Annotated in this window: 13 protein-coding genes; 6 read left to right on the top strand and 7 right to left on the bottom strand. The window is 73.3% G+C overall.

Annotation, left to right across the window (positions count from 1 at the left end; all coding sequences use genetic code 11):
* Window positions 1-96 precede the first annotated feature (96 nt).
* Window positions 97-789 (top strand): class I SAM-dependent DNA methyltransferase, encoded by a 693-nt coding sequence (locus tag G514_RS29525; RefSeq protein WP_051247894.1) that lies wholly within the window; start codon window positions 97-99, stop codon window positions 787-789.
* A 2-nt stretch (window positions 790-791) separates the two neighbouring features.
* Here G514_RS29525 and G514_RS28030 read toward each other — a convergent pair whose 3' ends face one another.
* Genes G514_RS28030 through trpS form a run of 3 tightly spaced genes read right to left on the bottom strand, consistent with a single transcriptional unit; the run spans window position 792 to window position 3,471 of the window.
* Window positions 792-1,850, bottom strand: coding sequence for a YihY/virulence factor BrkB family protein (locus G514_RS28030; protein WP_051247892.1), 1,059 nt, complete (start codon window positions 1,848-1,850; stop codon window positions 792-794).
* 5 nt (window positions 1,851-1,855) lie between these two features.
* Complete coding sequence (locus tag G514_RS0120320; RefSeq protein ID WP_028653246.1) at window positions 1,856-2,374, bottom strand: 2'-5' RNA ligase family protein; 519 nt, start codon at window positions 2,372-2,374, stop codon at window positions 1,856-1,858.
* Between the two features lie 20 nt (window positions 2,375-2,394).
* The gene (trpS, locus tag G514_RS0120315; protein WP_084152269.1) at window positions 2,395-3,471 is read right to left on the bottom strand and encodes a tryptophan--tRNA ligase; all 1,077 of its coding nucleotides are present in this window, start codon (window positions 3,469-3,471) and stop codon (window positions 2,395-2,397) included.
* Window positions 3,472-3,491: 20 nt separating this feature from the next.
* On the opposite strand from trpS, the gene G514_RS0120310 reads away from it, so the two are divergent.
* Window positions 3,492-3,890 carry an ester cyclase gene (locus tag G514_RS0120310; protein WP_036565843.1) on the top strand — a complete coding sequence of 133 codons (399 nt, stop codon included), beginning with the start codon at window positions 3,492-3,494 and terminating at the stop codon, window positions 3,888-3,890.
* Window positions 3,891-3,929: 39 nt separating this feature from the next.
* Here the strand turns inward: G514_RS0120310 and G514_RS28025 are convergent, their stop codons facing one another.
* From G514_RS28025 to G514_RS0120290, 4 genes are all read right to left on the bottom strand, one after another.
* Complete coding sequence (locus G514_RS28025) at window positions 3,930-4,589, bottom strand: DUF2306 domain-containing protein (RefSeq protein ID WP_036565753.1); 660 nt, start codon at window positions 4,587-4,589, stop codon at window positions 3,930-3,932.
* Entirely contained in the window at window positions 4,586-4,798 is a 213-nt protein-coding gene (locus tag G514_RS0120300) for a hypothetical protein (RefSeq protein WP_028653243.1), read from the bottom strand. The genes G514_RS28025 and G514_RS0120300 overlap by 4 nt, the downstream gene beginning before the upstream one ends.
* A 76-nt stretch (window positions 4,799-4,874) precedes the next feature.
* Window positions 4,875-7,538 carry a winged helix-turn-helix domain-containing protein gene (locus tag G514_RS0120295; RefSeq protein ID WP_028653242.1) on the bottom strand — a complete coding sequence of 888 codons (2,664 nt, stop codon included), beginning with the start codon at window positions 7,536-7,538 and terminating at the stop codon, window positions 4,875-4,877.
* Window positions 7,538-8,119 carry a helix-turn-helix domain-containing protein gene (locus tag G514_RS0120290; RefSeq protein ID WP_084152268.1) on the bottom strand — a complete coding sequence of 194 codons (582 nt, stop codon included), beginning with the start codon at window positions 8,117-8,119 and terminating at the stop codon, window positions 7,538-7,540. The genes G514_RS0120295 and G514_RS0120290 overlap by 1 nt, the downstream gene beginning before the upstream one ends.
* Window positions 8,120-8,189: 70 nt before the next feature.
* Between G514_RS0120290 and G514_RS0120280 the strand changes: the two genes are divergently transcribed.
* The 4 genes from G514_RS0120280 to G514_RS0120265 all read left to right on the top strand — a co-directional run bounded on the left by G514_RS0120280 (window position 8,190) and on the right by G514_RS0120265 (window position 12,206).
* Entirely contained in the window at window positions 8,190-9,131 is a 942-nt protein-coding gene (locus G514_RS0120280; RefSeq protein ID WP_036565752.1) for an NAD(P)/FAD-dependent oxidoreductase, read from the top strand.
* Window positions 9,132-9,198: 67 nt separating this feature from the next.
* Window positions 9,199-9,429, top strand: coding sequence for a putative antibiotic biosynthesis monooxygenase (locus G514_RS0120275; protein WP_028653239.1), 231 nt, complete (start codon window positions 9,199-9,201; stop codon window positions 9,427-9,429).
* A 140-nt stretch (window positions 9,430-9,569) separates the two neighbouring features.
* Entirely contained in the window at window positions 9,570-11,738 is a 2,169-nt protein-coding gene (locus G514_RS28020; RefSeq protein ID WP_084152267.1) for an MMPL family transporter, read from the top strand.
* A 78-nt stretch (window positions 11,739-11,816) separates the two neighbouring features.
* Complete coding sequence (locus tag G514_RS0120265; RefSeq protein ID WP_084152266.1) at window positions 11,817-12,206, top strand: hypothetical protein; 390 nt, start codon at window positions 11,817-11,819, stop codon at window positions 12,204-12,206.
* The last annotated feature ends 14 nt before the right edge of the window (window positions 12,207-12,220 follow it).

Here is a 12,220-nt window from a genome sequence, read left to right as displayed (position 1 = left end):
CCGCTTCCACGACCTGGGCCTGCCAACCGCGCAGTCTGCACACTGCCACGTCCAATGGAAACCTGATGCACCGGGTGAGCGCACTCAACGCGGGAAATGTCACAGCCGCGGACGCTCGAGTGCGACGGCATGTGGGACGGTGGGCCGATGGTGCCGGAGGAACCCATCGCCGACTGGCTCGACCAGGGCACGAGCGACCCCCGGCAGGTCGCCGAGCGATACGACGACTGGGCGCAGCGCTACGACGACGACCTGGCCGCGTGGTCCTACCGGGCGCCGGCCTCGGTCGCCGAGGTCGTCGCCACCCGCCTGCCCGACGCCGCGTCGGTGCTCGACGTCGGCTGCGGCACCGGCCTCGTCGGCCGGGCGCTGCGCGAGCGGGGCGTCACCGCGCGGCTGCTCGGCCTCGACATCTCGACGGCCTCGCTCGACGTGGCTCGGGCCGGCGGCCTCTACGAGTCCCTCGAGGAGGCGGACCTCCAGCAGCGTCTCCCCCTGGAGGACGGCCGCGTCGACGCGGTCGTCTGCGTCGGGGTGATGACCTACCTCCCCGAGGTCGAGGCGGTCTGGCGCGAGCTCGCACGCGTGGCACGGCCCGGCGGCCTCGTGGTCCTGACCCAGCGCGAGGACCTGTGGCACGAGCGCGGGTGCCAGGACGTCGTGGACCGCCTGCGCGACGACGGCGTGTGGACCCCGCTCGAGGTCACCGGCCCGGCGCCGTACCTGCCGCAGGGTTACGGCGGCACCCCGGCGGTGGGGTGCTACTACCTGACCGCGCTCGTCTCCTAGGCCTAGTCGTCCCCGTTGCGGCCGGCGCGAGCCACCGCGGTGGCGGCCGCCACTCCGAGAGCCGCCCCGGCCGCGAACGCGCCCTTCCGGAGCCGGCTGCTCCCGTCGGTGTCGGCGAGCTCGTCGACCGAGGGCAGGGGCGGACCCTGCACCGGCTCGGCCGGCTCGACCACGCGCTGCTCGCGGGCCAGCGGGTGCGTCCACGCCCATGCGGCGGCGTAGAGCACCACGCGGGAGAAGTAGTTGATCCAGACGAGCAGGATCAGCACGAGGCCGAAGACCTGGAACGCCGGCTGCCCCTGGGTCGACGTGATGAGCAGGCTCGAGACCTGCTTGAGCACCTCGAAGCCGACGGCGCCGAGGAGGGCGCCTGACCAGAGGGCCCGCGCGGGCACGTCGTCGGGCGCCGCCAGCAGCCGGAACATCGCGAAGAACAGCGCGGCGTTCGCGAGCAGGCCGAGCACGACCGTGACCAGCTTGACCAGCCAGCCGAGCTCGCTGCCGAGCCCGAGCCAGCCGAGGACGTCGCTGGAGAAGCCTGCGACCAGCCCGGTGAACGCCACCGCGACGAGCAGCACCGTGCCGATGAGGACCAGAGTGATCAGGTCGCGGATCTTGCCCATCACGAAGCTCGGCTGCTCCCGCTCGGGCAGCTGGAAGACCGTGATCAGGGCGTCGCGGAGGGCGGAGAGCCAGCCGAGCCCGGAGTAGAGGACACCGACCAGACCGATGAGGCCGACGGTGCCGGCGGCGTCCTCGATGTCCTCGAGCTGGATCTGGTTGTCGCCGTTGCCGATGATGCCGGGGAACATCTCACCGATCGCGGTGACCAGGTTGTCCTGGGCGTCGGGGTAGACCTTCGAGACCCAGCCGACCACGAAGAACGCCAGCGCCAGCACCGGGAAGACCGACAGGAAGCCGAAGTAGGTGACCGCGCCGGCCTGCTGGCTCGCCTTGGTCTCGCCGTAGTGCTCCTGCATGCGCAGGACGTGGTCGACCGCCGGGCGGTGCTGACGCACCTCGGAGATGCGGCGCTTGAAGCGGTCGACGAACGCGGGCACGCCCGTCAGGTACCCGCCGCCAGCGGGAAGTAGCGGGTCGGGGTCCAGCCCTGCTCGTGGTCGTGGACGTAGAGCTGGAAGTCCTCGACGTCGAACTCGCACTCGAAGTCGGCGAGCTCGCCGAACGCCTGGTCGAGACGGCCCTCGGCGATGTCGTGGGCCACGGTGACGTGCGGGTGGTAGGGGAACGCCAGGTCGACGGCGAGCGGCCCGCGACGCACGACGGACGCGAGCTGCTCGCACTGGGAGATGCCCTCCACCAGGCTCACGAACACCACCGGCGAGACCGGGCGGAACGTGCCGGTGCCGCGCAGGTGGACCTCGAACGGCGCGACCTCGGTCGCGGCCTCGGCGAGGTGGACCTCGATCTCCGCGAGCTCCTCGTCGGTCACGTCGGTCGGCGGGACGAGCGTGATGTGGGTCGGGATGGTCGCGGCCATCGCGTCTCCGACGCTGGTGCGGTAGTCCTGCAGCTGCGTCGCCCAGGGCTCCGGGATGGCGACAGCCACTCCGATGGTCGGCACTCCAGGACCCTACTTCGGGCCTACGTGGCGCGGGCCACGAACCCCACGCGCTGGTAGACGTCGTCGAGGGTGGCCTGGGCGACCTCCTGGGCCTGGTGGCGGCCCTGCTCGAGCACCTGCGTGAGGTGGGCCTGGTCGTCGAGCAGCTCGAGGGTCCGGTCGCGGAACGGCGTCACGAAGTCGACGACCACCTCGGCCAGGTCCTTCTTGAGGTCGCCGTAGCCCTTGCCGGCGTACTGCTCCTCGAGGTCCTGCACGCTGGTGGCGGTCAGCGAGCTGTAGATCGTGAGCAGGTTGCTCACGCCCGGCTTCTCGTCGGCGTCGAAGCGGACCTCGCTGCCCGAGTCGGTCACCGCGCTGCGGATCTTCTTCGCGCTCACCTGCGGGTCGTCGAGCATCTCGACGATGCCCGAGGGGCTGGAGGCCGACTTGGACATCTTGGCGGTGGGGTTCTGCAGGTCGCCGATCTTCGCGGTCGCCTTGAGGATGTAGGGCTCGGGGAGCCGGAAGGTCTTCTTGTAGCGGCTGTTGAACCGCTGGGCGAGGTCGCGGGTCAGCTCGAGGTGCTGGCGCTGGTCCTCGCCGACGGGCACGTAGTGGGGCCGGTAGAGCAGGATGTCGGCCGCCTGGAGGATCGGGTAGGTGAACAGCCCGACGCTGGCGGCGCCCTCGCCGCCCTTGGCGGACTTGTCCTTGAACTGCGTCATCCGGCGGGCCTCGCCGAACCCCGTCAGGCACTGCATCACCCAGGCGGCCTGGGCGTGCGCCGGCACCTGGCTCTGGATGAAGATCGCCGAGCGTTGGGGGTCGATGCCCATCGCCAGCAGCTGCGCCGCCGCGCGCAGCGTGCGCTCGCGCAGCGCCCTGGGGTCCTGCTCGAGGGTGATGGCGTGCAGGTCGGCGATGAAGAAGAACGGCGCGTGGTCGCGCTGGAGGTCGACCCACTGCCGCAGCGCACCGAGGTAGTTGCCGAAGTGGAAGGAGTCGGCGGTCGGCTGGATGCCCGAGAGCACCCGCGGCCGGGAGCCGCCCGACACGGCGGCGGGCACGCTGACCTCGGGCTCCGTCGAGGGCGGGCTGAGCGGGGCGGCAGGCATGGGTGGCATTGTCCATCGTCGTGACGACCACCAGGGAACTGGTCCGCTCCTTCTACGACGACCTCTGGAACCGCTGGGACGACGACCTAGTCGACCGGATGCTCTCCCCCACCTTCGACTTCCGCGGCTCGCTCGGCACCACGACCTCCGGTCGCGACGAGTGGCGCTCCTACCGCGACGCCGTGCGCGGCTGCTCCGCGGACTTCCACAACGAGGTCGTGGCCCTGGTCTGCGAGGGCCACAGAGCCGCGGCGAGGCTGCGCTACTCGGGCACCCACACGGGCCCGCTGCTCGGCCTCCCGCCCACCGGGCGGCGGTTCGAGTACGCCGGCGCGGCGTTCTTCACCGTGGCCGAGGGCCGGCTGGACTCCGCGTGGGTGCTGGGCGACCTCGCCGGCCTGGAGGAGGCGTTGACCTGATGGACTTCCGCATCCTCAGCCGAGCGCGCGGCCGGGCTGTCAGGCCGCGAGCTGACGGTGCACGACTGGGAGCTCGGCGGACGGCGCTGACCCGCGGCGTACTGCCCACTCCGCGACGGCGAGGTTGATCACCCACCCCGCACCCTTGGCCAGGTCGCCGCGCACCTCGCCGGTGCCGAACAGGGCACCCCCGACGCCCTCGGTGAAGGCCTGGGTGCCCGCCGCCAGCCCGATCGCGTAGGCGCGGATCATCCAGGCGCGGTGCGCCGGGACGTCGCGACGACGGATCGCCGAGAACCCCAGGACCAGGCATCCGGCCATGGCCGTGGCGAAGGTCAGCCGGAAGCCGTACAGCAGCTCGCCGGTGCCCGGCTTCGGCGGGTAGGAGATCGTGAGCCACAGCGCCGAGCCGGCCACGGCCAGCCCTGCGACGGCCAGGACCCGGCCGGCCCGGCGGTGCCAGGCCCAGTGCCGGCGCCGGAAGCGCGGCGCGAGCTGGAGCACGCCGAGCAGTGCGTACGTCGCGGCGCCGAGGATGTGCACGACGAGCGCGACCGGGACGGCGTCGAAGCGGTCGTCGGCCGGCATCAGCGCGGGCCCGCCCGTCAGCTGGATGATCCGGAGCGCCCCTGCGGTGACGGGGATGACGCTGAGTGCGACCAGCGCCGCGGGCACCAGCCGCGTGCCGGCGCTCCTCATGCCGGCTCCTCGGCGTCGATGCGGACGACCGAGAGCAGGGGCAGCCCCAGGTCGCGCAGCCTGGCGAGGCGTCCGTGCAGGGCGGCCTGGTCGGCCACCGGGCCCTTCAGCACCGAGCTGCCGTCGACGGTGGTCAGCGTCATCCCGTCGAACCAGGTCGACCACCTCGGGTCGAGCCGGCCCTGCACGCGGATCTCGTACCAGTCCATGACGCCGAAGCTAGGAGTCGGCGCGGTGACCGGGCGTCACACCATGTGGTGATCGAGGTGGTGATCTTGGCCCGGATCAGGCCGGGCGGACGAGCAGGCCGAGCTGGTGGGCCCTGCTCACCGCGCCGCGGCGGCTGTTGACGCCGAGCTTGGCGTAGATGTGCTTGGTGTGGGTCCGCACGGTGTTGAGCGACACCACGAGGTGGCGGGCGATGTCGGGGCCGTCCAGGTCGCTCGCCAGCAGCCGCAGCACCTCGAGCTCACGCTCGCTCAGGGGGTCGACGAGCGGCTGCCCGGCCGCCGGTGCCGTCGCCGGCGCCGATGAGCCGCCCATGGCCGCGTCGAGCACGCGGCGGGCGAACGCGTGGTCCGGACGGTCGCGGAGCAGCCGCTGCAGCAGCGGCACCAGGGCCGGCCCGGCGCCGAGCAGGACCCGGACCCACCCGTCCGGCTCGGCGAGCGCGAGCGCCCGCTCCAGGGACGCGGGCTCCTGCCGGGCGACCGCCAGCAGCGCGAGGATCTCGATGAGGCTGCCGTCGCGACCGCCCTCCTCCGCGGCCACGCGCAGGCGCTCGAGCATGGCCACCGCCTCGTCGGACCCCGGCTGCTGGGCGAGCAGCACCCGCGCCAGCGTGACGTGCTCGTACTCCCGCAGGTAGGACGGCTCGTCGTCCGCGCGCACCCCGTGGAGCCGTGCCCACTCCAGTCCCCCGGCCACGTCACCGGACCCGACCAGGACCCGCGCGCGGGTGGCGTGGATCGGGTGGACCGGCGGCGAGAAGTCGCCGACGTAGACCCGCTCGGCCTCGTCGAGCAGCTCCAGGGCCGTCGCGAGGTCACCGGCGGCGGCGCGGAGCCGGGCCAGCGCGACCCGCCAGCGGTAGGGGTGCTGGGGCAGGCCGGCCGGCTCGCCGAGCTCCTCGGCCCTCCGCAGGAGGTCCGCCGAGGTCGCGAGGTCGTCGCGGTGCCAGGCGGAGCGGCTGAGCGCCACGAGCATGTCGGCCGTGCCCCGCAGCGGCCCCGGGCCGCCGGGGTGCTGCTCGGCGAGCGCGAGCGCGTCCTCGAGCGTGCGCTGCGACGCGGCGAGCCGGCCCAGGGCGAGCTCCATGTCGGCGAGGGCCAGGGAGCAGCCGAGGACGTCGACGACGCGCCCGGCCCTGAGCAGACCGGCGATCGCGACGCCGTAGCTGCGGTGGGCGGCGGCGAGGTCGCCCATCGCCCAGGACGCCAGGCCGGACAGAGCTGGCGCAGCCGCGCGGACCAGGAGGTCGTCGTCCGTCGCCAGCTCGAGCGCGCGGTCCGCGACCGAGATGGCGGTCACCGGGTCCCCGGAGCCGAGCGCCAGCGCCGAGCGGTACATCGCGATCGACGCGGGGACCCGCGCCAGCTCGTCGGGGTCCTGCACGACCAGCTGGTCGGCCGGCAGCGCGAGCTGCCGCTCGATGTCCTGCAGCCGCTCCTCGACCCCGTCGAGCTCGTTGCTGGACATCCGACCGCCCACCAGGCCGATCGCGAGCACGGGACGGTTGCGGAGGACCTCCTCGGGAAGCTCGTCGGCCCAGGCACGGAACACCGCCTCCCGGCGCGCCTGCGCCAGCGCGGGGATCGCGCGCTCCGCGAGCTCCGCGGCGCGCTCCGCGTCGCCCGCGGCGAGCGCGTGCCGCACCGCCGGGTCCGGCTCGCCGACCTCGGCGTACCAGTCGCTGGCCCGGCGGTGCAGCCCCGGCGCACGGTCGGGCTGCTCGGCGAGCAGGTGGGCGCGCAGCACGTCGCCGAACAGGTGGTGGTAGCGGTACCACCGCCGCTGGTCGTCGAGGGGGACGACGAACAGGTTGCGGCGGTCGAGCGACTCGAGGATTTGGCTGCCCCCCGACCTCTCGGTCACCGCGTCGCACAGGGGGCCGGTCAGCCGGTCGAGGACCGCCGTCCCGAGGAGGAAGTCGCGCAGCTCGGGCGGCTGGCGGTCGAGGACTTCCTCGACCAGGTAGTCGACGACGTAGCGGTCGTCGCCGGCGAACCCGGCGATGAACCGCGACGGGTCGTCGCGGCCGCGGAGCGAGAGCGCCGCGAGCTGGAGCGACGCGATCCAGCCCTCGGTGCGCGCCTCCAGCGCCGACACGTCGCTCGCGTCGAGCGCGAGCCCGGTCGCCTCGGCGAGGTAGGCGGACGTCTCCTCGCCGGTGAAGCGGAGGTCCGCGGCGCGCACCTCGGCCAGCTCTCCGCGGGCCCGCAGGCGGGCCAGCGGCAGCGCCGGGTCGGCACGGGTGCTGATGACGAGCCGGACCTGGGGCGGCAGGTGCTCGACGAGGAAGGCCAGGCCGGGCTGGGTGTCCGGGCCCTCCGCGAGGTGGTAGTCGTCCAGCACCAGCGTGACGTCGTCGGGCAGCACGCTCAGCTCGTTGAGCACGGCGGCCAGCACCGCCTCGACGGGCTGGCCGGCGCCGAGCAGGGCGAGCCCGGCGGCCCCCGTGCCGGGAGCGACCCGCTCGAGCGCGGTCAGCACGTAGCTCCAGAACACGTCCGGCCGGGCGTCACCCTCGTCGAGCGACACCCACGCGACCGACGGCTCCCCCGACAGCCAGGTCGTCAGCAGGGTGGTCTTCCCGAACCCCGCGGGCGCCGAGACGAGCGTCAGCCGCGCGTGGCCGGGCTCGAGGGTCCGGTCGAGGCGCGGGCGGGGCACCAGGCCCGGGCGCGCCCTCGGCAGGAAGAGCTTGGTCTCGACGAGCGCGGCCGTCATCACTCGTCACCGGTCCGGACGTGCATCCGCTCGCCCGGACGGCCGAAGATGCTGAGCACCTCCGCCGGCCCCTCACCGGTGCTGCCGAACCAGTGCGGCAGCTGGGTCTCGAACTCGGCGACCTCGCCCTCGCCGAGCACGAGGTCCTGCTCGCCCAGGACCAGCCGCATCCGGCCGGCCAGCACGTAGAGCCACTCGTAGCCGTCGTGCGTGCGCGGTTGCGGGGTCGACTGGCTCGCCGGGATGACGATCTTCCACGCCTGCACGCCGCCCGGGTGGCGGGTCAGGGGCAGCACGGTGCGCCCGTTGACTCGGCGCGGCTTGAGCCGGATCCGGGGGTCGCCGACGTCCGGAGCGCCGACCAGGTCGTCGAGCGGGACGCGGTAGACCTGCGCGAGCGGGAGCAGGAGCTCGAGGCTGGGCCTGCGCTGGCCGTTCTCCAGCCGCGACAGCGTGCTCTTGGAGATCCCCGTGCGGGCGGCGACGTCGGTCAGGGTGACCCCGCGCTGCTCCCGCACGGTGCGCAGGCGGCGTCCGACCGAGTCGAGCGCCGCCTCGATCGACTCCCCCACGGGCGCCATTGCACCGCGGAATTCCCAGGATTGGCAACGTTCGTTGTCGGCGCAGCAAGGGCGGGCCACGCTCGTGCCCATGAACGAGTACGACGTGGCCATCGTCGGCGGCGGTGCCGCCGGCCTCTCCGCAGCCCTGGTCCTGGCCCGCGCCCGCCGCGCGGTCGTGGTGATCGACGCGGGCGCGCCCCGCAACGCGCCCGCCGCCCACATGCAGGGCTTCCTGTCGCGAGACGGCCTGCCGCCGTCCGAGCTGCTGGCGGCCGGCCGCGAGGAGGTCGCCGGCTACGGCGGACACCTGCGCAGCGGCACGGTCAGCGCGGTCCGGCCCCTGCACGACGAGGGCGGCGGCTTCGAGGTCGCCCTGGCCGACGGCAGCAGCGTGACCGCCCGGCGTGTGCTGGTCACCACCGGGCTCCGCGACGAGCTGCCGGACCTTCCGGGAGTGCGCGAGCGCTGGGGCCGCGACCTGCTGCACTGCCCCTACTGCCACGGCCACGAGGTCCGCGAGCAGCGCCTCGGGGTGCTCGGCGGCACCCCCGACGCGGTCCAGCACGCGCTCCTGCTCCGGCAGTGGTCGCACGACGTCGTCTTCTTCGCCCACACCACGACGATCACGCCCGTCGAGCGGGAGCAGCTCCTCGCCCGGGCCGTCGGCGTCGTCGAGGGCCCCGTGCGCGGCCTGGTCGTCGAGGACGACCGCCTCGCGGGCGTGGAGCTCGACACCGGGCGGGTCGTGCGCCGCGACGCGGTCTTCGTCCGCCCGCCCATGACCCCGAACGCCGACCTGCTGGCGGCCCTCGGCTGCGACACCCACGACACCGGCTGGGTCGTCGCCGACCCAGCGGGACGCACCACGGTGCCCGGCGTCTGGGTCGCCGGCAACGCGGTGAACCCGCGCGCCCAGGTCATCACCGCGGCCGGCGAGGGCTCCGCGGCCGCGATCGCCATCAACACCGACCTCGTCGACGAGGACGTGCGGCTCGCCGTACGCGACTTCCGCGCCGGGCGCCCCGCCTGACGCACTCCCTCACTCCTCTCCCACCAGCCACCTCATCTGCACCACTCACCCACGAAGGAGCACTCCCATGTCCGCAGTCCCCCCGCCCACCAAGCACCAGCTCGCCCTGATGATCTGGGTCGCGGTGTTCCCCACCCTGACGGTCCTCAACCTCGCGCTCGGCGGCTGGCTCGCCGACCTGCCCGGCGTCGTGCGGACCTTCGTCCTCGCGACGGTCGCCGTCCCGATCGTGATCTACGGCGTGATGCCGCGCCTGCACCGGCTCCGCGCGCGCCTCATCGCCGCCCGCGCCGCCTGAGCCCGGATCCACGCCGAGCCCGGATCCACGCCGAGAGATCACCACCTCGCTCACCACGTGTGGTGACGACCGCTCACCACCCCCGTTCCTAGCTTCGGGCCACCAGATCGACCCCGATCCCGATCCCGAGAGGCCCGACCATGAACAGGTTCACCCGCTCCATCGCCATGACGAGCGCCAGGCACCCGTGGCGCACCATCGCCGCCTGGGCGGTCGTCCTGGTGGCCACGCTGTTCCTCGCCGTCAGCGGCGGTGGGAGCTTCGGCGAGGACTTCGCCGCCAAGGGCAGCCAGAGCGACCGTGCCCGGCAGCTGCTCGCCGAGAACTTCCCGGAGGCCGCCAAGGGCACCGCCCTGGTGGTCCTGGAGGCCGCGGACGGCACGACGCTCGCCGACCACCGCGCCGGCGTCGAGGCCGTCCTCGGCGACGTCGACGGCCTCGACCACGTGGCGTCGGTGACCGACCCGTTCGCCGCCGGCACCGTGTCCGACGACGGGCGGATCGCCTACGCGCAGCTGACCCTCGACGTGCCCGAGCGCGAGATGGGCAAGCCGGCCTTCACCGTGCTGTCCGACGCCGTCTCCGGCACCGACGTCGACGGCCTCCGCGTCGAGCTCGGTGGTGACGCGGTGTTCCTCAACGCCGAGGACAAGACCTCCGGCCACACGGCCATCGGCCTCCTGGTGGCGCTGCTCGTGCTGCTCGTGGTCTTCGGCACGGTGGTCGCCGCGGTCATCCCCATCGGGCTCTCGATCGTCGCGGTCGGAGCGGGCATCGGGGGCATCACCCTGCTGGCCGGCTCGATGGACGTGTCGGCCTCCGCCATCCCGGTCGCCGGTCTCGTCGGGCTGGGTGTCGGCGTCGACTACGCGCTGTTCGTGGTGGCCCGCTACCGGGAGAACCGCGCGGCCGGCATGGCCAACGACCAGGCGCTCGCCCAGGCCATGGGCTCCTCCGGCGCGGCTGTCGTGTTCGCCGGCGGCACCGTCGTGATCGCCACCTCGGCACTCGCCATCACCGGTCTCGGGGTGCTCACCTCGATCGGCCTCTCCACGGCGATGATGGTCTTCTTCGCCGTCGCCGCGGCGATCACGCTGCTCCCCGCGCTGCTCGGGCTGCTCGGTGACCGCATCGACACCGGCCGCCTGGTGCGCCGCCACCGCCCGGCCACGCGCGCCGAAGACACCGTCTGGTGGCGCTTCGGCCACCGTGTCTCGGGTCGCCCGTGGCCCTACCTCGTCGGTGCCGTCGTGACGCTGGTCGCGATCGCGATCCCGGCGTTCTGGATGCAGACCGCGTTCCCCGCCGCCGGCGACGCGCCCGCCGAGACCACCCACCGCCAGGCCTACGACCTGCTGGCCGAGGGCTTCGGCACCGGCATCAACGCACCGCTCATGGTCGTCGTCGACCTCCGCGCGCCGGGCGTCGACGCGGCCGGCGTCGAGGCCCTCACCGCGGACATCGCCGCGGTCCCGCAGATCGTGTCGGTGGGGGAGCCGCGCTTCTCCGAAGACGGCGACACGGTGGTCTTCACCGCGATCCCGACCACCGGCCCGGCCGACGCCGAGACCTCGGTCGCGATCGACGCGGTGCGCGAGGTCATCCCGGGCAACGTCTACGTCTCCGGTATCACCGCGATCACCGACGACCTCAACGCCCAGCTCAGCGACACCCTGCCGCTGTTCATCGGCGCCGTGATCGCCGTGTCGTTCCTGCTGCTGATGATGGTGTTCCGCTCGGTCGCCGTCCCGCTCAAGGCCGCGGTGATGAACCTGCTGTCGATCGGCGGTGCCTACGGCGTCCTGGTAGCGGTCTTCCAGTGGGGCTGGGGCGCGGAGCTCCTCGGCCTCGAGGGTCCGACCCCGATCACCTCGATCATCGTCGTGATCATGTTCCCGATCCTGTTCGGGCTCTCGATGGACTACGAGGTGTTCCTGCTCTCGCGGATCCGCGAGGAGTACGACCGGACCGGTGACAACGCCGAGTCGGTGGCCCGCGGGCTGGCCGGCACGGGCCGGGTCGTCACCTCGGCCGCGCTGATCATGATCGCCGTGTTCCTCAGCTTCGTCGCCAGCCCGGTGCCGTCGCTGAAGATGCTCGGTCTCGGGCTGGCGGTGGCGATCGCGATCGACGCCACGCTGGTCAGGATGGTGCTGGTGCCGGCTGCGATGGCGCTGCTCGGCAAGGCGAACTGGTGGCTCCCCACCTGGCTGGACCGTGCGATGCCGCACCTGAGCGTCGAGGGTCCGGACAGCTCCTCGGAGGCCCCGGCCGACCACCCCGCCGACGTGCCGGCGCTGAGCGTCTGACCCGTCCGCCTTTCCTCAGCCGCCGGCCCCAGCGCTCCGCTGGGGCCGGCGGTGCTCACCACCGAACGGAGAAGTCCCGTGTCTGTCGCCCGCCTGAACCTGATGCGCGCCGGCTACCTGCTGATGGCCGCCGGTCTCGTCGTCGTGAAGTGGCCGCACCTGCCCGAGGCACACACGATGCCGCTCTACGAGGGCGTGACGCTGTGCCTGCTCGTCGCCGTGTCGCTTCTCGCGATGCTGGGGTTGCGACACCCAGTGGCGCTCCTGCCCGTCCTCGTCTTCGAGTCGGTCTGGAAGCTGCTGTGGCTCGCGGTCGTCGCGCTCCCCCGCGCCGTCTCCGGTGATCTGGACGACGCTGCCACCGACGTCATGGTCAACTGCTCGCTCGTGGTGCTGATCATCGCCGTCGTGCCGTGGGGACACGTCTGGCGGACCTGGCTCTCCGCCCCCGGCGACCGCTGGCGCTGACCGGCAGGTCAGGC

The organism is Nocardioides halotolerans DSM 19273 (assembly GCF_000422805.1).
Taxonomy (GTDB): domain Bacteria; phylum Actinomycetota; class Actinomycetes; order Propionibacteriales; family Nocardioidaceae; genus Nocardioides; species Nocardioides halotolerans.
Note: the sequence above shows the minus strand (reverse complement) of the source record. Positions and strands in the feature narration are given on the sequence as shown.